Raw genomic sequence first — 22,624 nt, 5'->3', positions numbered from 1 at the left:
ACCGTTCACCATCTCATGGAACGACGGCTGACTGTTGCGCCTTTCGCCACCTTGTTCTCGCGAAGATATGGTTGGAAAGCGTGGTTGACTGGCGCGATTGCATCGGCGCGGCTCTGTCAAGAAGATCCCGGCCTTCGCGTTTGCCCGCCGAACAAAGCGGTCGCGCGGCGACCCCGGTGGATCTTTAGCTTCGCGACCGTCGGACGCTATCGCAGAATCATTTCTTCGCCGCGGGCGAGTTCGTCGTCCAGATGTCGCGGTGCAGTTTCCATTGCCCGTTGACGCGTTTCCAGATAACGATGTAATCGCCCGCGTCGTAGACTTTACCGGCTTCGCCCGGGGCCGACCATCTGCCGACTTCGTAGGCGGAGTCGCCGTGCGCTTCGATTTCGACCGACGTCAGCACGACCGATTTGAATCCGGAGTCAATCGCTCCTTGCCAGAATCGCGTAATCGCCGCGCGTCCGCTAACGGTCTTACCGTTAGCTGGAAGGAGTCTTGCGTTCTCGGTGTACAACGCGGCGAGGCCGGGTGCATCGCCACGGGCGACCGCCTGCTCAAAGCGCTTGTTGCTCGACTCGATCGCGGTCCGTGCGTTGCTCTGCGCGAATGCCGCCGTATCCGACATGGCGACCATGCAGCACATTGCGACGCTGACGATGGCATGTTCCAAGATCCGTTGCATAGGGCCTCCTTGTCGCTGCGTTCAGGGGCTCCCGGCGATACGCCGGAGTCTCTGAGAAGCATAGTTGAAAAGCTGTCGAGCACAACGATGTCTTTACCATGAACGGGCGCTGACCAACCCCCGTAGAGCGTTATGGCCAGCAACGAAAGCGTGACGCTTTGAGGCCATTATCGATCGCTGGAGAGACGCGAGCTGCATCTCCCCCCGCATCGCAGACGCTCGAACCCCGCGTGGAGGCTTTGACTCGGCGAGCCTCCAACTTAACCGGCACTGCTTGCATGCGCTGGAGCATTGTTAGAAACGCTCGGCTGTCCGCCTGTCTTGACGGCTGAACTTGATGGTCGCCAATTGGTAAATCTACAAGCCTATCGATTCCAGTCCGCTAACCCAAACGTTACGCTTTCTCCCAGCCCGACAAATTTTATTAAGGTCCCGGTTCCCGGTACCCCTGTAAAGCCCGACGTACCTACCAAATTCCGATCATCGGGTATCCAATTCGGTGCGGACGGTTATTTCATCATGCTCGCTCCGCTCTCCACCGGCACGCATACCCTCACATTCCAAGGAGGACCGTTCTACGGCAAATTCACCTTGGTGGTTGGAGGGTAAAGACGATGCACGGGGGGTACTTCCGACCGTCGATGTGACCACGCATACATGAGCCGACTTTCATCGCGCGACGGGACTGTGCGAAACAGGAATCGGTGAAGCCGTTCATCACACCGACCCGGGCGTGCGCCGTGCAATGCGCGATGCTCGGTCAGGTGTCGTGCTTGGCTGGCTGCTCGCGATTGCGGCGCCGCTCAACGAAGGGGAGTGGTCCCTGCATGGGACCGCTAAATCGAGACGGCTGCCATTACTTGCTCGAATATCGATCGCTCAAAGCCACTCCGTTTCGAAGGCGCAAGATGTGAGCGGCTCGCAGCCCGACTCTGTCAGCACGACCTGCTGCTCGAGCTTCACGCCCTCTACGCCGTCATCCGCGCCGATATAACTCTCGACGCACAGCGTCATGCCCGCTTCGAACTCGCCATCGTAACCGCTGCTGTCCCAGTCCACTTGATGCGCGATGGAAGGATATTCATCGACCATGCCGATGCCGTGCGCCACGCAGCTATAGCGATTCTTCACATATTGCTCCGGTATCTTCCAGGCTTGTTCGGAGAACTCCCGGAATGTCATGCCCGGGCGCAGCAGGCCCATATTGAAGTGGATTTGCGAGAACGCGGCGTAGTAGAGCGTGCGTTGCGCATCGGTTGGTCGTGTATGACCGACCGTCCAGGTGCGTGAAATATCCGAGCAGTAACCGTTCGGGCCGACCATATCGGTATCGAATGCGAGCAGTTCACCTTCTCTGAGCACACGCGGCGAACACTCCTGCATCCACGGATTGGTGCGTTCGCCCGATGCGAGCAGCCGTGTTTCGATCCACTCGCCGCCGTGCCGTATATTCTCTTCGTGCAGGCGCGCCCAGAGGTCCTGTTCCGTCATGTCAGGTCTAATATCCCGGCGCATGCGCTCGATCCCTTTCGCGCATACCCGCAGCGATTCGTTCATCAGCACAAGTTCATCGGCTGACTTGACAGTGCGCGCCAACTCCATCATGCCCTGTCCGTCGAGGAGCGCCAGCCCGTGACCGACGAGAGCGGTGGTGCCCGCAGGATCGAGCTTGTCGACGGCGAGGCGGCGTTCGTTCGGTGCGTGCTGGCGCAAGACGTCCAGTATCTCCTGTGCCCAGACTTGCGCGCGGCGTTCGGCGTGCGATCCAGCGCTGAAGAACGTCCAGCCCACTGCATGCCGCATCTGCACCGGAAGATCGATGCCACGCCAGACGTGCTCGCAATTGTGAAACTCCCAGGCGATCACGGGGCCATCGGCGAACACCATGATGTAGCGTGACGGATTGCGCGCCGTCCATATCTGCATATTGGACGTGTCCGTCGCATAGCGGATATTAACCGGGTCGTAGAGCAGGATCGCGGGACAATCGTTGTTCCGCAGCGCGTCCCGAACGCGCGACAGGCGGTAGCCGCGCGCGCGTTTTTGAGTTGCGTCGTTTCGTTCGGGCATGGAGATTCAAAGGTCGAGTACGAGGTCCGATGCCGGATGGCTGCAGCACAACAGACGCATGCCCTTCTGCACTTCGCGCTCGCGGATGCCGCCGTTATGCTTCATCTCTACGCAGCCGTCCAGGAGTTTCGTCTTGCACGTTCCGCACACCCCTTGCGCGCACGACGAGGCGATGGCCACGCCCGCCTTCCTGGCAGCCGCGAGCACTGTTTCAGATGCGCTCATGGTGAATGTCTTCGATGAGCGCGCGAGCTTCACGGTGAAGGTCTGCTGCGTCGGATCGATGGCATCTGCCGAGGGCGGCGTGGCCGAAGCAATGTCGAAACTTTCCTGGTGATAGCGCGCCGGATCGTGGTCGCCTTCGCGAAGCAGTTCGCGCACCGCTGTCATATAGCCCGCCGGGCCGCATGTGAATACCTCGCGCTCGGCGAAATCAGGCAGCCATGCCGAGAGCCGGGCCAGACTGAGACGCCCGACCGCGCCGGTCCACTCGGGCTCGTCGCCCATGCCTTCGCATACGAAAAACAGTCGCAGCCGTGGCGAGCGCAGCGCAAGCCGTTGCAGCTCGTCGCGGAACACGATGTCGCCCGGCGTGCGCGCGCTATGCACGAAAGCGATGTCGCGGTCCAGTCCGAGATCCAGGCTCGCGCGCGTCATCGACATGAGCGGCGTGATGCCTGAGCCCGCCGACAGGTACAGCGACTTCGCCGCCGATGCGCGCGTGGCCGTGAACATTCCCGACGGCCCGTATGCCGACAATGTCATGCCGGGCCGCAGCGTGTCATGCAACCAGTTCGACATCACGCCACCGGTCACCCGCTTGACGGTGATGGCGACGAGGTAAGGTCGCGTGGGCGGCGACGAGATCGTGTAGCAGCGTTCGACACGCTGCCCCGCCGCCTCCGCCGACACCGTGATGAACTGGCCCGGCTCGAATCGCACGGGCATGGCGCCCTGCGTGCGGAACTCGAAGGTCCTGACGTCGTGTGTTTCATCGGCGACGCGCACGCACGTCAGGAGTTGCCGCTCGTTGCTCGGCCACGATCGTGCACCGCGCTCCCACGTCTCTGCCCGGCTCAGGATATCGACGTCGAACATGGTTTCGACAGCGTTCATGTGTTCCCCTTTCAAACGCCGTGAGCGTTCAGGCGCGCCGCGTACCAGCGCGAGAACTGATCGACATACGCTTCCGTGAAACGCGAGAACGTGCCTGGCCGGTACGCCGGGTCCTGCGTGCCCTCATGCGTGATTTCCACGAGATGCTTGTCTTGCATGTTTGTCGCGACCCATACTTCCGTCAGCGTCCCGACGTCGTAATCCACGCCTTCGACGGCATCTGCATGAACAAGCCACTTCGAGCGCACCAGCGTTTTGTCCGGTCCGAGCGGAATGATGTAGGTGATGACTGCGTGATCGCTCATCACGTGCGTCCACGAGTTGTGCGTCCACAAATGCACGTCGCCGAGGTCGCGCCGTTCGAGCGTACCGAAGAGCTTCGTGCAGGCGACCTTCGTGTCCATCGTCTGCGATTCGCCTGCCCCGGCGATCACGAGCCGCTGCGTGCGAAACTGCGTCACGGCGTCCTCGTCCAGCCACTCGACGGCTTGGCTAATGAAGCCATCCTGCTCCCAGCTCGTCTGACAACTGGCGTTGCGGGCCGAGTAGTCCTTCAGGGCGCGCAGCGATTCATCGCTGAGATTCTCCGGACAAAACCCGAAATCTTCGGGCAGAAACGATGCCGTCAGTTCCGGGTGCGTGGCCTGACAGTGATAGCACTCGCGATTGTTTTCGATCACGAGCTTCCAGTTGCCCTGTTCGACGATCTCCTGTTCGAAGGCGATCTTCGTGTTCCTGAGGTCGTAGGGTGCGAAGCGCGGCGTCATCGTCGCGTCGAGCCTTGCGATATCCTCAGGCGCATGCTCATCGAGACACACGAAGATATGCGTGCCGATGATGCGCGTATGCACCGGAATCAGGCTGCGGCAGGTCGGATCGAAATCGCGGCCCATGTGCGCGGCGTGGCGAAGGCTGCCGTTCAGGTCGTAGGTCCATTGATGATATGGACACACGAGCATGCCGACGGTGGACTTCCCCACTTCTTTCAGGCGCGCGCCGCGATGCCGGCAGACATTGCGCCAGGTGCGGATAGTGTCGTCGTCGTCGCGCACGATGATGATCGAGGCGCGGCCGATATCGACGGTCGACACATCACCTGGTTCGGGCACGTCTGCCGTCACGCCGACGAGAATCCAGTGCTTATGGAAGAACACGCTCACATCGGTGTCGAACACGTCCTGACGTCCGAACAGTTCACCCGGCATGCCATGTCCGGGCTCCCGACCGCGAATGAGTTCACCGTGGGTTCGCAACTGCACGTCGGCCATCATCGTTCTCCAGAGTTCAGTGGCTTGGGACTTCCTGTGTTCCCGCCTTGAAGCAAGTATTGGATTGCCGAAAATGAGCGTCAACGCGCTTTATTTTCGCGCTGGAATGACTTTGGGTTATGCGAGCGTGGCGGCCGGTGCGAGGACTTCAGGCGCCGAGCGTGTCGTGCCGCAGCCCATCGATCAGCACTTCGATCGCAGGCGTGATCGTGCGCCCGTGCGGCACGACAAGGTAATAGGAATCGCTCGTTTTGAACGATGCCAGCGGCAGCCGCACGAGTTCACCCGCGCCGATGAGGTCGTGCAGGAGCCGCCCCCAGCCGAGCGCGATGCCCTGCCCGTAACGGCTCGCGTGAATGGCATCGGTGTACAGCGTGCAGCGCAGCGCGAAGTTCAGGCGCACCGGGCGCGTTCCAACCGTACGGAACCACTCGTCCCACGTCATCCAGCCCTCGGATGTGGAATCGGATTCGATGAGCGGCGCGGTGGCGAGCGCGTCGAGCGTCGCGGGCGCTCCGTGCGCTTCGAGCCAGCCGGGGGAGCAGACTGGAAACACTTCCTCGTCGAACAGCAAGGTCGAAGACCCGTCGGGCCACGAGCCGTTGCCGAAGCGCACGGCGGCGTCGATCTCCTTGTGCCGCAGATCGGCGGTGAACATCTGCGTGGACAGGCGAAGCTGAAGATCCGGTTGCGCCGCTCTCAATGCCGGAAGTCGCGGCAAGAGACGAAGCTGCGAAAATGCGGAGGTCGCCGCGAGCACGAGTTCCGGCTGCGCAGGCCCGCTTGCCAGCCGATCGAACACGCCAGCGATCTTCTGCATCGATTCGGCAACGACGAGATAAAGCGCCTCGCCTTCGTCCGTCAGCGCAATCGAGCGATGCAGCCGATGAAACAGTCGCACGCCGAGGCGGTCTTCGAGATACTTGACCTGTCGGCTGACGGCGGCCTGCGTCACGCCGAGTTCGTGCGCCGCCCGTGTGAAGCTCGCGAGCCGCGCGACTGCCTCAAACTCGACGAGCGCCGTCACGGAGGGAATGAGGCGCCGGTACCCTTTGACGGCCGGCGAAGCGGGTTTCATTGAGCTGGCATTTACAGCGTCGATTCGGCGTTCGTGACGACGAGCACCGTGCAGCCCTCGCGTGAATGTGACCAGTGCGACGTGCCCGCCGGGTACGTGACGGCCTGCCGCGGCGAGAAGTCCGTGCCGTCCTGATCGGTGTAGATGCCGTCCATGATGAACAGCAGCTCGGTCGATGCATGCGTGTGAAACAGCGACTTGGCGCCCGCGTCGAGCCGCATCCAGTAGCTGGTCCATGCGCCGCTTTCATCGTCGACGATCGTGATGATCCAGAAGCCTGGATGCCGCGTTCCTTCGATCAGCATAGGCGCCCACGCATGTTCCTCGATGGTGTGAAGCCGCCGGCCGGCGTTAGCTTCATGGATCGCGATGTCTTTATGCGTCATATGCGTCGTGTCTGTTGCAAGGTGAATGGGATTTCACGAGACCACACGTTCTTCTGCGTCTTCGCGCCAGCTCGCCATCATGTCCTTGACCTCGCTGACGAGCCACGTCCTGAACAGCGTGTATTCGGGCCGCTCCACTGCGTTTTTATGCGTAATGAGATAGTGATAGCGATCGCGAAACACGAGGCTTTCTTCCACCGGACGCACGAGCAGACCCTGCTGCACCTGCCGATGCACGAGATGATGCCATCCGAGCAGCGTGCCCTCGCCTGCCTCGGCTTGCGATACGAGCAGCCGGTAATCATTGCTCTCCAGATGATCCGTCTCGATGAGCCGCTCACTCGATTCACTCTGCTGAAACCAGTTGCGCCACACGCGCCAGTCGACGTGTTCGCATACTTGCGTGCGGCCCAGTGGCGATAGATTCAGTGTGGGATGAACGAGCAAGTCCAGCGCGGATAACTTCTTGCCGCGATACGTTTCATCGAGAAACTGCTTGCTGCAAACGGGATACACCACATCATGAAACAGGCGTTCAACTTCGTATTCGGCCTCGCGCGGCGGGTTCTTCGTGATGATGATATCCGGGTCGATCAGCCTGTCGAACTCCATGAAGTGATCGGTGACGATCACATGCAGCTTCACATCGGGGAACTGTTTTCTGAACGCTTGCAGTCTCGGCGCGAGCCAGAGCGCCGAGAACGTGTGCGACACGCAGATCGTCAGCGCGGCGCGGCCCGCTCGCCGCACCGTCTCCACCGTCTCGGCAATGTTCATGATCGACAGATACGACGCGTTGTAGAGCAGACGCCCCGCCTTCGTGAGTGCGATATGCTTGCCGGAGCGATCGAACAGCGCCACTTCGAGAGAGTCTTCGAGTTCTTTTATTTGTCTGCTGATGGCGGCCTGAGTGACGCACAACACTTCGGCCGCTTGCGTGAAGTTCTCATAGCGCGCCGCGGTCACGAAGCATTTGAGGGCGCGCAGCGAAGGCATCTGCGCGAGCAACCGGTCGGTGAAGATCTGCTTCTTCTGCATGGTCTGGAACCTCTTGTCGCGCAGCGAGCGCAATGGCTCTGGAAAGGTGCCGATCCATTCGGCGCCTCGACTATATTACCGCGCGTTTTTTAATGGGGAATCGACTCCCCGGCCCGCGCTTCGACGCGCGCGCCATTGAAAGAATGCCGCCGCACCCGTTTCACAGGCCGTTCTTGAGTCTCTTCTCGACGGCGTCCATCGCGCGTCCGACCTGATCGAAAAAGCCTTCGGATTGGAGCTTGTCATGCATGAGTTCGTTGATGCCGCCCTCGGTCGTGCACTGCCTTGCCAGTTCGGTGAAAGAGTCGTCACTGACTTGAGCCAGCTTTGCCAGTCCCGAGTAATAGCCCGCGAGAAAGGTTCGCGCGCCATCGTAGGGGACGCCTCTTTGTGCCAGCCACTTCGCCTGTGCCTCGACGAAGCTGTAGTAAGTCGACATCGTGGCGGTCGCCACGGAAAACAAATCGAATTGCGACTCCTCGGTGACTTCGACCGTCGCGCCGATTGCGTCGAATAGCTCGGTCGCTTGTGCGTTGCGAGGATAGATGACCGTGCTGCCGCTTCCATGCGCCGTCGCTGGCAAGGGAATCGCACGCACGATCGATACGCGCTCCCCGATGCAACGCTTCAAACGCCGGATTGTCACGCCCGCAACGAAGCTGATGACGATTTGATCGGCACGAAAGTTGAGTGCCTGCAGCACCTCGTCGGCAACATCTGGCACGACCGCGACACACACGACATCGCTCGCGTCCACCACTTGTTGATTCGATTCACCCACGCGCACGCGATCATCGAGTTGCGCCAGTTGCGCGGCCACTTCGGCATTACGCGGCGAGAGCCATATGTCGTGCTTCGCGTCGCCATGACAAAGGCCCGTGACCACCGCGCGAGTGATGCTGCCTGATCCAATGAATCCAATTCGCATAGCTTTTCTTCGTCCTTTTGGCTGCTGGGTCCAGACCGGCGCTCAGTCTTCGAGCTTGATCCACGTCGTCTTGAGTTCGCAGTATTGGTCGTGTGCGTAGACCGACTTGTCGCGCCCGCCGAATCCGGATTGCCTGAAGCCGCCGAACGGCGTCGACAAGTCGCCCTCGCCGAAGCAATTGACCGTGACCGTGCCCGCACGAATGCGCGATGCGATCTTGTGCGCGTGGTTGACGTTGTCGGTCCACAACGACGCCGAGAGGCCATAGCAGGTATCGTTGGCGATACGCACGGCGTCTTCCACATCGTCGTATTCGATGATGCAGAGCACCGGCCCGAACACTTCCTCGCGTGCGATGCTCATCTCGGGCGTGACCTTGTCGAAGATGGTCGGCTCGACGAACCAGCCGCCCGATTCGGTCCGCACGGCCTTACCTCCGCACACGAGATTCGCGCCTTCCTTCCTGGCCTTGTCGATATGCGAAAGCACCTTGTCGTAATGGCCGGATTCGATGAGCGCGCCGAGCTTCACATCGGGATCGAGAGGATCGCCGGTCTTCCAGCCGTCGAGCACCGCGAGCACCTTGTCGAGCAACTCGGCCTTCTTGCTCGATGCAACGATCATCCGCGATCCCGCGCTGCAGTTCTCGCCCATGTTCCAGAACGCGGCGGCGACTGCGTTCTCCGCGACGGGATCGAGATTCGCGACATCGGGCAAGACGACTTGCGGATTCTTGCCGCCGCATTCGAGCACGACGCGCTTCAGGTTCGAATCGGCCGAATAGCGCAGGAAGCGCTTGCCCGTCTCGGTGGAACCCGTGAATGCGACGAGATCGACATCGGGATGAAGGCCCAGGGCCTGACCCGCGCCTTCGCCGAAGCCTGTGACCACGCTGAACACGCCTGCGGGCAGCCCGGCTTCAGCGGCGAGATCGGCGATGCGCAGCGTGGACAGCGACGTCTGCTCCGCAGGCTTGATGATCACGCTATTGCCGACCGATAGCGCCGGGCCGATCTTCCATGCAAGCATCAGCGCGGGAAAATTCCACGGCAGCACGCCCGCCACGACGCCCATCGGCTCGCGCGTGATCATGCTCACCACGCCCGCACCCGAGGGCGAGAGAGCGTCGTAACGCTTGTCGGTCACTTCGGCATGCCAGCGGATGCACGCGGCGGATTCGGGAATGTCCAGCCCCATGCATTCGCTGACGGGCTTGCCCGCTTCGAGCGCTTCCAGCAGCGCGAGTTCTTCCGCGTTCTCGTCGATGAGTTGCGCGAGCCGCAGCAACACGGCCTTGCGATGTGACGGCGCGGCCTTCGACCACACGCCGCTTTCGAATGCATCGCGTGCCGCGATCACCGCGCGGTCCACATCGGCCTGCTCGCATCGGGCGATCTTCGCCAGCACTTTGCCCGTGGCGGGATTCAGCGTATCGAACGTCGCCCCGGATGCGGCCGCGGATCGCTGACCGCCGATAAACGCGCGGCCATCGAGCGATGCGTTCGCGGCCATCTGTTTCCAATCTTCGTATGTGCTCATGTTTGACCTCGCGAAATCAAAGTTCGGCGCCTGCCGAGAGTTCCTTGAACCAGATGGCTGTCGAGACAGCGATGTCTGAAATCGGCCGGCTCGGAAGCGGACGCGGCCTCGGATGTTTCAATAGCTGTTGCACGAGTTCGTTCGATTGCCCGAGCGCGTATTCGGCGATCAGCTTTCCGGACGCTGAGCCGCGACTGAGCCCGAGTCCATTGCAGCCGATCGACTCGAAGACGCCATCTTCGCGCTTGCCGAAAAGCGATCCGCTATTCGCCGACAGGCACAACGCGCCGCCCCACGTGTACTCGAATTCGACATCCTTCAGCATCGGGAAGCGGCGATCGAAAGATCGCTGGTGCATCGCCTTCGCCTTGCTTAAATCGGATTCCGAAATAGTTACGCCAGGGCGGAAAGCGAAGTGATTGCGCACGCAGATGCGATCGGTGATGAGCCTGCGCACCGTCGATCCAACCGGATCCGCAGGAATCAGCGCCCACGACGGCAGACCGCCGAGCCGCGCGACTTCATCGCGATTCATCACCCGCGTCATCGACGCGAACGTGTACACGGGAAGCAGCCCGTTGGCGTCCTTCCCGAACTTCGCGGCGTAGGAGTTCGTGCACAGGATGACCTGCTTCGCGACGATCCGCCCGTCAGCGAAGGTCAGCGTTTTCACGCCCGCCCCGGATTCGATGCCCTTCACCGCGCTCAGCTCGAACACCTTCACGTTCTCGGGCAGCGAGGCAGCGAGTCCACGCATCAGCGCGGCGGGCTGCACCGTGCTGCATCCCGGCGTGCGGATTGCGCCTTTATAGAAGTCGCTGCCCGTCACCGCGTGAATCGCCGCTTCGTCGAGCCGTTCGAACGCTTCACCGATGGTTTCCAGCCCCTTCGCAAAGTGCTCGAGCGCCGCCTTGCCTCGCCGGTTGACAGCCGCGTGATACTTGCCGTCGTCGCGCCAGTCGCAATCGATCCGGTGTTCAATGACCGCGGATCGCACATAGTCGATTCCATGACGTTGCAAGCGGATATCGGCTTTATCGGCGTCCACGCTGCGCGAATAGCTTTCGCTGCTGATGTCGTGCGGAAGGTCGACGAAGAAGCCGGAATTGCGCCCGGCCGTTCCGCGTCCGATCCGGTCGGCCTCCACCAGTGCAATCGACGAATCAGGACTGAGCTCCGCAAGACGCCGGGCCGCACACAGTCCCGTAATGCCTCCACCGATGACGACCCAATCGAAATGAAAGTTCGAAGCGACTTTCACCGCGTCGGCCGCCGGAGGAAGGCTCTCCCACCAGCCATTCACACCATCGGGAGTCGGTAAGCGCGCGAAGTCCAGTTTGGAGCGCATACGATTCACGATCTACTGTGCGTTGCGCAGCAAGGGTCGAACAACGGACGCGAACGCCTTCCGCTCTTCGTCCGTCAGCGTGCCCAGCGGCGCGCGTGCGTTGCCGACGGGTACGCCAGCCAGCTCGCAGCCGTATCGCACGTACTGAATGAATTTGCCGCTGCGCTCCAGTAATTCGAGCACCGGCAGCAGTTCGCTCATCAGTTGCCGGCCTTTGACGAAATCGCCCTGCGTGCACGCTTCCAGCAATGCGACGTGCGACTCGGGGATGAAGTTTGCCGCCGCGCCGACCCAGCTTTTCGCGCCCCATGCAAAGAATTCGAGCGCTTGATCGTCCATGCCGCAACTCAACACGAGCCGGTCCTTGAAGTGAGTCGCCAGATGATGCAGATGCCCGATATCGCCGGTGCTCTCTTTCATCGCCTGAAAGTTCGGGCGTTCCAGCAGCTTTTCCAGCACCGCATCGCTGATTTCGGTGCCCGTTCGCGCGGGAAAGTTGTAAAGCATGATGGGAAGATCGACGGCGTCATCGACCTTCAGGAAGTGCGCGAGAAGCTCTTCTTGCGTCGGCTGCGCGTAATAGGGCGTGGCCATCAGCAGCGCCGACATGCCCGCCTGCTTCGCGGCGACTCCTAAGTGAATGACGTCCTTCGTCGTCGTCGCATTGATGCCGGCGGACAGGACCGTCTTGCCGCCTACTGCATCGACGACGGTGTGATAGGTCCTGATGCGCTCATCCAGCGTCAGCGCATAGTATTCGCCGGTCGTGCCGCCGACACCCAGGCCGCTCAGACGGCCCACTAGTCCTTTCGCATGCTTTGCGAGCAGCGCGTGATCGATCTCGCCGTCCGCGGTGAACGGCGTGACGAGCGGTGCGTGAACTCCTTCGAAGCTGACCATCGTGTTCTCTCTCGATTCGGTTATGAGGTATGAATTGCAGGCAATGGGCGATCGAGTTTCAGACGAGCGCGTCGGCGGGCGAGTAGATCGGGAACTGGCTGCACAGATCGCGAACACGGCTGCGCACCGAACGCTCGACGGCGTCGCTGCCCTGCGGATCGCTCGTGAGCGCGTTCAGCACTTCGAGGATCATCTCGCCGACCAGACGGAATTCCTTCTCGCCGAAACCGCGCGTCGTGCCCGCCGGCGTCCCGAGACGAATGCCGGATGTCACCGTGGGGTTCTCGGTATCGAACGGAATGCCGTTCTTGTTGCAGGTGATGCCGGCGCGTTCCAGCGCCTTCTCGGCTTGCGTGCCGGTGAGACCCTTCGTGCGAAGATCGACGAGCAACAGATGGTTGTCGGTTCCGCCCGTGACGAGGCGCACGCCGCCCGCGCTCAGCACATCGCCGAGTGCGGCCGCGTTCTTCAACACCTGATCGATGTACGCCCTGAACTCAGGCCGCAACGCTTCGCCGAAAGCCACCGCCTTGCCCGCGATGACGTGCATCAACGGGCCGCCTTGCAAGCCGGGAAACACCGCCGAGTTGATCTTCTTCGCGATGTCGCCGTTGTTCGTCAGCACGAAACCGCCACGCGGGCCTCTGAGCGTCTTGTGCGTCGTCGACGTGACCACGTCCGCGAAGCGGATCGGATTCTCGTGACGCCCCGCCGCGACGATGCCCGCGATATGCGCCATGTCGACCATCAGCAACGCGCCGACGCTATCCGCGATCTCGCGGAACCTGGCGAAGTCCAGCGCCCTCGGATAAGCCGAATAACCGGCGATGATCATCTTCGGACGATGCTCTTCGGCCAGGCGCCGCACCTGCTCGAAGTCGATGCGGTACGTGTCGGGGCTCACGCCGTATTGGACTGCGTTGAACCACTTGCCCGACAATGCGGGACGCGCGCCGTGCGTGAGGTGACCGCCCGCGTCGAGCGCCATGCCCATTACCGTGTCGCCGGGTTTGAGCAGCGCGAGCATCACCGCGCCGTTGGCCTGCGCGCCGGAGTGCGGCTGCACGTTGGCGAATTCGGTGTCGAAGAGCGCCTTGACGCGATCGATGGCCAGCGATTCGATTCGATCGACGTGATCGCATCCGCCGTAATAGCGCCGCGACGGATAGCCTTCCGCGTACTTGTTTGTCAGGACCGTGCCCTGCGCCTGCATGACCGCAGCCGAGACGATGTTCTCCGACGCGATCAGTTCGATCTGCGTTTGCTGGCGACGCAACTCCAGCGTGATTTCCGACGCGATGACCGGGTCACGGTCCTGTAGCGTCTCCGCGAAAAAACATGCTGTTTGATTCATGTATGCGACTCCGACGACTTTCTGATGAGACATGAGGCTGAACGTTTCAACGGCGCTTTCTCCGGTCACGCGACACGGCAGGAAGGCGCCCGCGACTCTCACTGCTCGAGCCACGCCTTGACCTTTTCCGGGTGCGCATCGACGAACTTCTTCGCGGCGCCCGGATAATCGTTCGTGGTGTTGCCTTCGTACTCGATGGCTTCCACATCCGCCAGCGTCAGCTTGAAGTGATGGAAGAAGACATCGGCGCGGGGGAACTTCGTCGCGAACTGCTTGGATGCAAAGCCGTGCACTTGCTCTTCGCCACCGAGCGCGCCCTTCGGGTCCTTCAGGTAGCGCATCTTCCATTTCTGCCACAGCCAATGTGGGCTCCAGACCGTCGTCACGACCCAGTTCTTCGACTGATAAGCGCGCGAGATCGAGGCGAGCATGCCCGCTTCGCTCGACGACTGCAGCTTGTAGCCGGACAGGTCGTATTCCTTGATCGCCTTCTCCGATGCCTGCATCAGACCGCCGCCCGGCTCGATGCCCTGAATGGTGCCGTTGAGCTTGCTCTTGACCTCGGGCTTGTTCAGATCGGGGATAGACCCGAGTTCGCTTTCGGGGATGTAGTCCGGCACTGCCCAGCCATTCTTGCCGCCCGTATAGATGATCCCGGTGTCCGCCATGTCGTTCTTGTAACGCGTGTAGTACGCGGCGTGTGTCACCGGCAACCATCCGCCGACCATGATGTCGAGATCGCCGCGCGCAACGCCCTGATACTGAATGCCGATATCGGCCTGCACGAACTTGACGGGCTGTTGCAGCTTCGTCTCGAGCACGTACTTCGCGACATTCGCCACCGCGAGCACGTCGGCCCAGTTCGTCACGGCGATCTTGATGGGCTCCGCCGCTCCCGCCGATACCGCCGTCACGCCGACCGTCACTGCCAATGCAGTCTTGGCCAATAATCCTTTGATGAAGCTTCCCGCCATTTTGCACTCCTTTATAGTTCGTACAGTCGTTAGATCGCGTGGGTATTCGTCTGGTCCTGCCGTACTTCTCAGGTCTGCGCAGCGCCGCTCGCGCCTTGCTTCAGAGACTGCGCCGACTTGCGCGGCTTCTTCTTCGACTTGACGCCGAAGCTCTCGGTCAGGCGGTCGAGCACGATGGCCAGCAGCACCACACCCAAGCCGCCCTCGAAGCCGATGCCGATATCGAGGCGCTGAATGCCGCTCAGCACGTACTCACCGAGGCCGCCCGCGCCGATCATCGATGCGACGACGACCATCGACAGCGCCATCATGATGGTCTGGTTCACGCCTGCCATGATCGACGGCAACGCGTTCGGAAGCTGAATCTTCCAGAGCAACTGCGCATCGGTGCTGCCGAACGCGCGGCCCGCTTCGAGCAGTTCTTCGCGCACCTGCTTGATGCCGAGCGTCGTCAGGCGCACGACAGGCGGCATCGCAAAGACAATGGTGGCAATCACAGCGGGCACCCGGCCGAGACCGAAGAGAATGACTGCGGGAATCAGATACACGAAGGCCGGCATCGTCTGCATGAAGTCGAGCAGCGAACGCAGGACCACTTCGACGCGGCGGTTGCGCGCGCCCCATATCCCCAGCGGCACGCCGATGACGAGACTAAAGAACGTGGCGGCCACCACGAGCGCAAGTGTCGATACCGTCTGCGCCCACAGTCCCATGTAGTTGATGACGTACAGCGCCACCCCGACGAACGCCGCGAACAGCACACCGCGACGCCACAGCGCGAGCGCCATCAGAATGACCAGCATGGCGATGAACGGGACGGCGGCGAGGCCATCTTCGAGCAGCTTCACGAAGGCGCCGAGGACGGAGGAAAACGCGTCGAAGCCGCCGCGAAAGTGCTGAAACAGAAAGTTGACGAGGTCTTCCGCGAACTTCCCGAAAATCGATGATGACGAGTTCATGCTGCTCTCCGCTCCAACACTTGCCTGAGGATGGTCCTGCAAGAAACGACGCCGGCGAGCTTGCCGTCACCGTCGACGACGGGGACGTCATACTCGCGGCCCAGCGCGACTGTTGCGAGTTCATGCAGGTCGGCTTCGGATTGCACTGCGTGCAGGTCGGGATGCAACGCATCGCGCACGGTGCGGTTGCCTGCCTTGTGCAAGCGGTCGAGCGTCACGCAGCCGACGAAGCGGCCCGCTTCGTCGCATACGTATCCGCAATCGACGTTCGAATCGATCATGTCGTTGAGGTAACGCTCCGCCGACGCGCCCATGTCGCACGCGAACACGCCCTTCTCCGGCTTCTCCATCAAACGAGAAGCGGTCAGGAAGCGGGAGACGTCCACGTTCCGGAAGAAGTCGCGGACGTAATCGTCGGCGGGTGTCTGAATGAGTTCGGCGGGCGTTCCGACCTGAATGAGGCGGCCGTCCTTCATGATGCCGATGCGGCCGCCAATCTTGATGGCCTCTTCGATATCGTGCGAAATGAACACGATCGTGCGTTGCTCTTCTTTCTGCAGGCGCAGCAACTCGTTCTGCATTTCAAAGCGGATCAGCGGGTCAAGTGCCGAGAATGCTTCATCCATCAGAAGAACCGATGGATTGACGGCGAGCGCGCGCGCAAGACCCACGCGCTGCTGCATGCCGCCGGAGAGTTCGCTCGGCAGTAACTTTTCATATGAGCCGAGGCCCACGCGCTGGAGCGCCGCTCGCGCGGTCTCATAACGTTCGGCCTTCTTGAAGCCCGATACTTCGAGCCCGTAAGCGATGTTGTCGAGCACAGTGCGATTGGGCAGCAGCGCGAACGACTGAAACACCATCGACATCTTCTGGCGCCGCACTTCGCGCAGTTCCACCGTGGACATCGGTGCGATATCACGGCCTTCGAGAATGACGCTGCCGGACGTCGGCTCGATCAGGCGGTTCAGCAGGCGCACCAGCGTCGACTTGCCCGATCCCGACAGTCCCATGATGACGAATATCTCTCCGGCTCGAACGCTGAGGCTCACGTCGTCGACCGCGACCATGTTGCCGGTGACTTCAAAAATCTCATTGCGTCCGCGGCCCTGCCGCATCATCTCGAGCGCACGTTCGGGCTTCGGTCCGAAGATCTTCGAGAGGTTCCTGACTTGCAGAATCTCCGCGCCGACAGCGACGCCGGCGTCTCCACTGGCAGCGGCGGCCGTGTCCTGCGGAACACTAACGTGCGCCAGGTGCTCCGGCGCAAGGGTCAAGTTGGGTGTCATCTTTTGTTCCGACTGATAGTCTACGAGTCCGGTAGCACACTGTCCGGCGCGGCCCGCATCGAGCGCATCGCGTGGCGTCGCTGTCCAGCTGTGTGCGTTGTCACCAAACGGCGGTAATCCTCTAATGCGGCGCATGCGAATCGCACAGCGTTTTTTATCGCCCTCGAATCAAGACATCTGATTCGCAAGTGCTTGTCATCGGTTCGTCCATGCACGGGTCAAAGCGTATCAAGTCAAATCCGGACGGCCACTAACATTTCCTTGGCCATATGCCCTACTTTTGGTAATGCTGCTTTTGGGGAATCGATGCATGAAGACGCACCAAGTCAAGGCTTAACGGCTCGTAGCGTTATGCAGAGGGGCTTTGCGGCACGCGGGAAGCACCCCGCTCATCCATTGTGGCGATCGACATTTCGACGCTCGAACGACGGACCTAGGGAATGTCCTTAAGCGGCCGGCTAAGGGATTGTCCTTAGCCCGCGTCACGCTGATGGGATGCTTTGCTCACAGCCCGGCGATGGATGGCGCGCGTGTAACGGTCGGTGAAACAGGCGCGGGTTCGTTCGCGGGAGGGGACGTCGATAATCACGCTTGCTGACGATCTCGCCGGCATAACAAACTACCGCTTCCCGATGCGTCAAAGGCACTAGTTAGCGTGGCTGAATAGGCGGCACGTCCGTCTGTTCTAAAGCAGTAGCCGACGTTCTAGTGAGCGTGATTTTCCTATGGGCGGACGACTGCTTGTGGCCGGTTGCAGAAGGGTTGCATCGAAATCACCGGGACTCCTAACCGATTGACGTCGATCGACTCTCAGGTCAAGTCGTCCCGCGCTCAACGATCCTGAAGCCGAGATCGATATGTGGCGTGGCGGGCTGCTTGCCGCTGAAATAGTCGAGCAACATGGCGCCCGCCATCTTGCCGATCTCCAGCGACGGCACACGTATGGTCGTGATGGCGGGGCTTGTCGCCGCGGCAATGGGCAGATCGACGAAACCTATCAATGCCACATCGTCCGGTACGCGGATACCGCGCCGCTGGCACTCGAACAATACGCCGGCCGCGAGCATGTCGCTCGAGCAGAACACGGCATCGAGGCCAGGACGGCGTTCGAGCATCGCGGAAAGCAGCGCCGGCGCGTCGTTGATGCCGGATGGACGGTTCTGCATCACCGCTTCCGGCTCTTGAATACCGCTTTCCTTCGCGCCCGCGCGCAGGCCTTCGAGACGTTGCGACGACCGGACATCGACACTGCCCAGATACCCCAATTGGCGTCGGCCCTTGGAGGCCAGATAGCGGCCCACCGCCGCGCCCGCATCGCGGTGAGAAAAGCCGATACGCATGTCGATTTGATCGTTCGACGTGTCCCACGTCTCGATGACCGGCACGCCGCAGCGTCGGATGCGCGGGACCAGGTCGGCAGGCGCGGACGTGCGAATCAGCATAATGCCGTCGACGCGACGTCCGACGAAAGCATCGAACAGACGCTGTTCTTCCGCGGCCTCGTAATTCGACTGGCCGAGCAATAGCTGATAGCCCTTCACGGCCAATGCTTGCGACAGCCCGCTGACCGTGTCCGAGAAGAACGGATGCTCGATGGTCGGAATCACTGCGCCGACGATGCGCGACCGACTCGACGCAAGGCTGCCGGCATTCAAGTTCTGCACATAGCCCAGGTGTTCGATGGCGACGCGCACGGCGGCGAGGGATTCAGGCGAGACGAGTTCGGGCTGATTAAGCGCACGCGATACGGTCATCCGGCCGACCTTCGCCTCGCGGGCGACATCTTCCATCGTCGGACGCGGTGGCGAGAGGTTGACCGGCGCTATGTCGCTTCTTTTCATGGCTGTGTTTTATAGGCGGCTAGGGAAAACGCTGTGCGTTGTTCATGCATGCTTTCTTGACACCCAGAACGATACACTCTACTTTGAATGGGAGCGCGCACATCAGCACATTTGCCGGACGACGAGCGGAAATCTCCACCTTCTGCCCGTCTTTTTAACTACAGAATGGGAGCGCTCCCATAACACCAGGAGCCCAAAAGTGCTTACCAAGGAGCAGATAGCGCAGTACCGCGACGATGGTTACGTCGTCGTCACCGATGTTTTCAGTCCCAGCCTCGTGCAGCGTATGCGTCAGGTTACCGACGAGCTGGTCGAACAGTCCCGTTCCGTCACATCGTCCGACGATGTCTTCGACCTGGCGCCGTCGCATAGCGCGGAGCGTCCGCGAGTGCGGCGCATCAAGGACCCGATCAAGGTCGACCCCGTCTTCATGGAAGCGCTCACTCATCCGCAATTGATCGCGGCTCTCAAGAGTCTGCTTGGGCCGAATCTTCGTGTGCGCAACACGAAGCTGAATCTGAAGGAAGCGCATGTCGGAGACCCGGTCGAATGGCATCAGGACTGGGCGTTCTACCCGCATACTAACGAGGATGTGCTCGCCATCGGCGTCATGCTCGATGACTGCGAGATCGAAAACGGCCCGCTGCTCGTGCTGCCCGGAAGCCACAAGGGCCAGGTGTGGAGTCATCACACGGACGGATACTTCTGTGGCGCGATGGACCCCACCCAGTGCGACGTCGACTTCGCCCAAGCTGTGGCCTGCACAGGAAAGGCCGGCTCGTTCTCGATCCATCATGCGCGCACCATTCACGGCTCGGCCGAGAACACGTCGAATCGCCCGCGTCGGCTGCTACTGTACGAGGTCGCCGCCGCCGATGCGTGGCCGCTGCTCGACGGTCCCGGTCAGAGCCGCTCGCTCGACGCCTTCAACGAACGGATCATTGCGGGCGAGCCGACCATCAGGCCGCGCGTAGAGCCGGTTCCGGTGATCATGCCGCTGCCGCCCGCGCCGCGTCAGGGATCGATTTACGAGAACCAATCCTCGCTCAAGAACCGCTTCTTCGCGACATCAGCGGCACCTGCTGCCGCGACGATGTAAACGAGCCGGAGACCTCATGCAGCAATTGCGGGTATACCAATCGCTGTGGGCGATGGAGCGCCGTCGCCCTGATGGCCTCGAATGGCCATTCGACGAACAACTGCGCATGATCCACAACGCCGGCTTCGACGGCGCGGGCGTGCGCTTCTTCGATTACGCCTTTGCCCGCGACGTCACGCGCCAGTTGAAAGAGTTCGGGATGACGTGGGAGGCGCAGTGTTATCCACGTACCGTCGAGGACCTGATTCCGATCATCGAGCACGTGCAGGAACTCGGCGCGGATCACATTAATCTGCAGCCCGATGTCAGGCCGTATTCGATCGAAGAATGTATTCCGCTGATCGAAGGCTGGCGACGTCTCGCGCACGATTCCGGGATACCCGTCCATATCGAGACGCATCGCAACCGCATGACCACCGATCTGCTGTTCACCCTGCGCCTGCTCGAATGCTTTCCGGACCTACGCCTGACCGGCGACATTTCGCACTACGTGGTGGGCCGCGAATTCGCGTGGCCGATCTGCGAGGAAGACGACGGCCATATCCGACGCATTCTCGACAATTGTTGGGGCTTTCACGGGCGCGTGGCGAGCCGCGAACAGATTCAGCTGCAGATCAGCTTCGCGCATCACGAGGAATGGCTGAACCTTTTCCTCGCGTGGTGGGAATACGGCTTCGAACGCTGGCGGGCGCGCGCGCCGGACGACGCCGTGCTCACGTTCCTGTGCGAACTCGGCCCTAAGGAATACGCGATGACGGACCGCAACGGCTATGAGTTGTCGGATCGTTGGGAAGAGGCCCTGATGCTGAAAGACCTCGTTCGGAAGATGTGGTCGGAACTCGAATCACGCGCAAACCGTTCACGGCGCGAAGCCTGAATCAAACGCAGACCTACCCACGAAAACGAGACATACAGGAGATGAACCATGGAGGAAGCATGTTTCACGAGCGTGAAATCATCCAGTCGCGTGCGCTGGATCAGGATCGTGCTGGTGATCTTTCTGATGTACACGATCTCGTACTTCGACCGGACCAACATCGGTCTCGCGCTGCCGTCGATCCGGCGCGATCTGGGCATTGATGCGACGCACGCGGGACTGGTTGGCGGCATCTTCTTCTGGGGCTACGTGATCACATTCATGGCGGGCGGCTGGCTCGTGTCCCGCTTCGGCGCGCGCCGGGTCGTTCTAGTGGCATTGATTTGCTGGGGGGCTGCCGCGATGGCGACAGGACTCGTCAGGAACCTGAACGAACTGCTCGCGGTGCGCCTCGTGCTCGGGATCGCGGAGGGCCCGGTGTGGACGGCCGCTGCGAGCCTGACGGCGGCGTGGTTCGTGCGCTCCGAGCGTGGTAACGCATTCGGGCTGTGGGTAATCAGTTCGCCGCTCGGCGCACTCCTGGCGGGACCTGTCTCCGGTATTCTGCTCGCGCATCACGACTGGCGCGCGATGATGATTATCGAGGGCCTACCCGCGTGGATCTGGGCCGTGGTCTGGTACTTCACTATTCCGAAGAACATCGCCGAGGCGGGCTGGCTGTCGGACGGCCAGAAGCAGAGCCTTAGGAGCGCGCTTGCAGAAGAACAGGCCACGTTTTCGGGCGTGACGCAGCATTCGGGCATCCGGCGTGTCATCTCGCTCAAGGCGACATGGTTCCTCGCGGGAGGTTTCTCGCTCATCAACCTCGTTGTCTACGGCTTCATGCTGTGGCTGCCGACCTCGATTGCGGCATCGGGAAAACTTGGACCGGTGGAGGTGGGCATTTTGTCGGCGTTGCCGTGGGCAGCGTGCATCGCAGGCATCCTCGTGTCGACGCGCAGTTCCGACAGGCATGGGGAGCGGCGGCTGCATGCGGGAGTGCCGATTCTGATCGCCGCGTTGCTGCTGCTGATCGCGGCGAACGTGCCGCCGACTTCGCTAATCCTGCGGATGACGCTATTTACAGCGATGGGCTTCTTCCTGCAAATGTTCCTGCCGCTCATCTTCACCTACGTGACAGAACTGCTGCCCGCGCCGGACGCGATCGTCGGCACTGCGCTGATTGGCGCGATCGGTAATCTGGTCGGCGGATTCATCGGGCCAGTGCTGGTCGGCATGCTGTCGGGCAAGGGCAGCGACTTCACGCTGGCTTTTTCGGTGCTGGCATGTTGCGGGCTGATCGGCGGAGTGCTTGTGCTGTGCGCGCGGCAGCACCGGGAGGAAGTGGGAGAGCCGCTCGTCGCGCGTTGACGATGCCTCCCTCAAGCGGCAGCGCGGAAAGCCCACCGCGCTCGTTACTGACCCAATTAATCCTCTCCCTCGCGGCGATCGCCTCGATCGCCGCGGCCATCACCGGCTCCGTCACCGGCGTGACCGTTGGAGGACTCGCAAAGGTGCGCGACGCCAGGGAAGGCATCGGCTCGGGCAGCGGAGACCTCACCCGGCGCCTGCCCGTGACCGGCAACGACGAAGTGGCGCAGATCGCTCGCTCTTTTAAAGCATTCGTCGGGAAGATCAACAGCGTGATGGTGCAAATCCGCGACACGAGCGAAGCGGTGCGCCATGCCGCCAACGAGGGCGAAGGTCGCTTCCTGGCCGATTGCTAAAAGCTTGGGTCCAGTTCTGCCAGCCCCCCGTAAGCACTGCGGGTTCCAGACTCAACTCTCACCCGCCGGTCAGACGGCGGAATTGAACGGCCGGTAGTTGTGTGCGTCAAGATGTGCAGAAACCGGGTGTCGGTGGTTTCAGTTGATCCTTCTTTGCGGCGTGCGGTGCGAA

The 22,624-nt window shown here is 61.4% G+C and carries 19 protein-coding genes and 1 pseudogene; 4 read left to right on the top strand and 16 right to left on the bottom strand.

Going from position 1 to position 22,624, the window contains the following annotated elements; translation table 11 throughout:
- Positions 1-217: 217 nt before the first annotated feature.
- The 16 genes from AWB72_RS27665 to AWB72_RS27585 all read right to left on the bottom strand — a co-directional run bounded on the left by AWB72_RS27665 (position 218) and on the right by AWB72_RS27585 (position 18,770).
- Positions 218-673 (bottom strand): YybH family protein, encoded by a 456-nt coding sequence (locus AWB72_RS27665; RefSeq protein WP_244285781.1) that lies wholly within the window; start codon positions 671-673, stop codon positions 218-220.
- A gap of 891 nt (positions 674-1,564) precedes the next feature.
- Positions 1,565-2,755 carry a M24 family metallopeptidase gene (locus tag AWB72_RS27655; RefSeq protein ID WP_040053411.1) on the bottom strand — a complete coding sequence of 397 codons (1,191 nt, stop codon included), beginning with the start codon at positions 2,753-2,755 and terminating at the stop codon, positions 1,565-1,567.
- A gap of 6 nt (positions 2,756-2,761) precedes the next feature.
- Positions 2,762-3,871, bottom strand: coding sequence for an FAD-binding oxidoreductase (locus tag AWB72_RS27650; RefSeq protein WP_040053410.1), 1,110 nt, complete (start codon positions 3,869-3,871; stop codon positions 2,762-2,764).
- A gap of 11 nt (positions 3,872-3,882) precedes the next feature.
- Positions 3,883-5,139: an aromatic ring-hydroxylating oxygenase subunit alpha gene (locus tag AWB72_RS27645; protein ID WP_087129090.1), complete on the bottom strand. Its 1,257-nt coding sequence runs from the start codon at positions 5,137-5,139 to the stop codon at positions 3,883-3,885.
- Positions 5,140-5,287: 148 nt separating this feature from the next.
- Entirely contained in the window at positions 5,288-6,217 is a 930-nt protein-coding gene (locus AWB72_RS27640; protein ID WP_040053409.1) for a LysR substrate-binding domain-containing protein, read from the bottom strand.
- Positions 6,218-6,228: 11 nt separating this feature from the next.
- A complete protein-coding gene (locus AWB72_RS27635) occupies positions 6,229-6,603 on the bottom strand; it encodes a cupin domain-containing protein (protein ID WP_087129088.1) in 375 nt (124 codons plus the stop codon).
- Between the two features lie 33 nt (positions 6,604-6,636).
- Positions 6,637-7,641, bottom strand: coding sequence for a LysR substrate-binding domain-containing protein (locus AWB72_RS27630; RefSeq protein ID WP_040053517.1), 1,005 nt, complete (start codon positions 7,639-7,641; stop codon positions 6,637-6,639).
- Between the two features lie 160 nt (positions 7,642-7,801).
- Positions 7,802-8,569, bottom strand: coding sequence for a pyrroline-5-carboxylate reductase (locus AWB72_RS27625; protein WP_040053408.1), 768 nt, complete (start codon positions 8,567-8,569; stop codon positions 7,802-7,804).
- Positions 8,570-8,611: 42 nt separating this feature from the next.
- Entirely contained in the window at positions 8,612-10,108 is a 1,497-nt protein-coding gene (locus AWB72_RS27620) for an aldehyde dehydrogenase (RefSeq protein ID WP_040053407.1), read from the bottom strand.
- A 16-nt stretch (positions 10,109-10,124) separates the two neighbouring features.
- Positions 10,125-11,456 carry an NAD(P)/FAD-dependent oxidoreductase gene (locus AWB72_RS27615; RefSeq protein WP_040053406.1) on the bottom strand — a complete coding sequence of 444 codons (1,332 nt, stop codon included), beginning with the start codon at positions 11,454-11,456 and terminating at the stop codon, positions 10,125-10,127.
- 12 nt (positions 11,457-11,468) lie between these two features.
- Complete coding sequence (locus tag AWB72_RS27610; protein ID WP_040053405.1) at positions 11,469-12,356, bottom strand: dihydrodipicolinate synthase family protein; 888 nt, start codon at positions 12,354-12,356, stop codon at positions 11,469-11,471.
- Between the two features lie 58 nt (positions 12,357-12,414).
- Positions 12,415-13,710, bottom strand: a complete 1,296-nt coding sequence (gene glyA / locus AWB72_RS27605) for a serine hydroxymethyltransferase (RefSeq protein WP_040053516.1) — start codon at positions 13,708-13,710, stop codon at positions 12,415-12,417.
- Between the two features lie 98 nt (positions 13,711-13,808).
- On the bottom strand, positions 13,809-14,684 hold the full coding sequence (locus AWB72_RS27600) for a glycine betaine ABC transporter substrate-binding protein (RefSeq protein WP_040053404.1): 876 nt from the start codon (positions 14,682-14,684) through the stop codon (positions 13,809-13,811).
- 68 nt (positions 14,685-14,752) lie between these two features.
- Complete coding sequence (locus AWB72_RS27595) at positions 14,753-15,643, bottom strand: ABC transporter permease (protein WP_040053403.1); 891 nt, start codon at positions 15,641-15,643, stop codon at positions 14,753-14,755.
- Positions 15,640-16,929 (bottom strand): quaternary amine ABC transporter ATP-binding protein, encoded by a 1,290-nt coding sequence (locus tag AWB72_RS27590; RefSeq protein ID WP_040053402.1) that lies wholly within the window; start codon positions 16,927-16,929, stop codon positions 15,640-15,642. Before AWB72_RS27590 ends, AWB72_RS27595 begins: the two co-directional genes overlap by 4 nt.
- An 815-nt stretch (positions 16,930-17,744) precedes the next feature.
- The gene (locus AWB72_RS27585) at positions 17,745-18,770 is read right to left on the bottom strand and encodes a LacI family DNA-binding transcriptional regulator (protein ID WP_040053401.1); all 1,026 of its coding nucleotides are present in this window, start codon (positions 18,768-18,770) and stop codon (positions 17,745-17,747) included.
- Positions 18,771-18,969: 199 nt separating this feature from the next.
- Between AWB72_RS27585 and AWB72_RS27580 the strand changes: the two genes are divergently transcribed.
- From AWB72_RS27580 to AWB72_RS27565, 4 genes and pseudogenes are all read left to right on the top strand, one after another.
- On the top strand, positions 18,970-19,869 hold the full coding sequence (locus AWB72_RS27580) for a phytanoyl-CoA dioxygenase family protein (RefSeq protein WP_040053400.1): 900 nt from the start codon (positions 18,970-18,972) through the stop codon (positions 19,867-19,869).
- 16 nt (positions 19,870-19,885) lie between these two features.
- Entirely contained in the window at positions 19,886-20,746 is an 861-nt protein-coding gene (locus tag AWB72_RS27575; RefSeq protein WP_040053399.1) for a sugar phosphate isomerase/epimerase family protein, read from the top strand.
- Between the two features lie 48 nt (positions 20,747-20,794).
- Positions 20,795-22,096, top strand: a complete 1,302-nt coding sequence (locus tag AWB72_RS27570) for an MFS transporter (protein ID WP_052450141.1) — start codon at positions 20,795-20,797, stop codon at positions 22,094-22,096.
- 41 nt (positions 22,097-22,137) lie between these two features.
- Positions 22,138-22,422: pseudogene (locus AWB72_RS27565) on the top strand (HAMP domain-containing protein); the annotation flags it as partial.
- Positions 22,423-22,624 lie beyond the last annotated feature (202 nt).

The sequence above is a fragment of the Caballeronia concitans genome (assembly GCF_001544615.1).
In the GTDB taxonomy this organism is placed as follows: Bacteria; Pseudomonadota; Gammaproteobacteria; order Burkholderiales; family Burkholderiaceae; genus Caballeronia; species Caballeronia concitans.
This window is presented reverse-complemented; position numbering and strand designations above follow the sequence as displayed.

What these genes read in the sequence shown, in the direction of transcription:
- AWB72_RS27655 (WP_040053411.1), bottom strand. Translation starts at nt 2,755, where the DNA reads ATGCCCGAACGAAACGACGCAACTCAAAAACGCGCGCGCGGCTACCGC.
- AWB72_RS27650 (WP_040053410.1), bottom strand. Translation starts at nt 3,871, where the DNA reads ATGAACGCTGTCGAAACCATGTTCGACGTCGATATCCTGAGCCGGGCA.
- AWB72_RS27645 (WP_087129090.1), bottom strand. Translation starts at nt 5,139, where the DNA reads ATGGCCGACGTGCAGTTGCGAACCCACGGTGAACTCATTCGCGGTCGG.
- AWB72_RS27640 (WP_040053409.1), bottom strand. Translation starts at nt 6,217, where the DNA reads ATGAAACCCGCTTCGCCGGCCGTCAAAGGGTACCGGCGCCTCATTCCC.
- AWB72_RS27635 (WP_087129088.1), bottom strand. Translation starts at nt 6,603, where the DNA reads ATGACGCATAAAGACATCGCGATCCATGAAGCTAACGCCGGCCGGCGG.
- AWB72_RS27630 (WP_040053517.1), bottom strand. Translation starts at nt 7,641, where the DNA reads ATGCAGAAGAAGCAGATCTTCACCGACCGGTTGCTCGCGCAGATGCCT.
- AWB72_RS27625 (WP_040053408.1), bottom strand. Translation starts at nt 8,569, where the DNA reads ATGCGAATTGGATTCATTGGATCAGGCAGCATCACTCGCGCGGTGGTC.
- AWB72_RS27620 (WP_040053407.1), bottom strand. Translation starts at nt 10,108, where the DNA reads ATGAGCACATACGAAGATTGGAAACAGATGGCCGCGAACGCATCGCTC.
- AWB72_RS27615 (WP_040053406.1), bottom strand. Translation starts at nt 11,456, where the DNA reads ATGCGCTCCAAACTGGACTTCGCGCGCTTACCGACTCCCGATGGTGTG.
- AWB72_RS27610 (WP_040053405.1), bottom strand. Translation starts at nt 12,356, where the DNA reads ATGGTCAGCTTCGAAGGAGTTCACGCACCGCTCGTCACGCCGTTCACC.
- glyA (WP_040053516.1), bottom strand. Translation starts at nt 13,710, where the DNA reads ATGAATCAAACAGCATGTTTTTTCGCGGAGACGCTACAGGACCGTGAC.
- AWB72_RS27600 (WP_040053404.1), bottom strand. Translation starts at nt 14,684, where the DNA reads ATGGCGGGAAGCTTCATCAAAGGATTATTGGCCAAGACTGCATTGGCA.
- AWB72_RS27595 (WP_040053403.1), bottom strand. Translation starts at nt 15,643, where the DNA reads ATGAACTCGTCATCATCGATTTTCGGGAAGTTCGCGGAAGACCTCGTC.
- AWB72_RS27590 (WP_040053402.1), bottom strand. Translation starts at nt 16,929, where the DNA reads ATGACACCCAACTTGACCCTTGCGCCGGAGCACCTGGCGCACGTTAGT.
- AWB72_RS27585 (WP_040053401.1), bottom strand. Translation starts at nt 18,770, where the DNA reads ATGAAAAGAAGCGACATAGCGCCGGTCAACCTCTCGCCACCGCGTCCG.
- AWB72_RS27575 (WP_040053399.1), top strand. Translation starts at nt 19,886, where the DNA reads ATGCAGCAATTGCGGGTATACCAATCGCTGTGGGCGATGGAGCGCCGT.
- AWB72_RS27570 (WP_052450141.1), top strand. Translation starts at nt 20,795, where the DNA reads ATGGAGGAAGCATGTTTCACGAGCGTGAAATCATCCAGTCGCGTGCGC.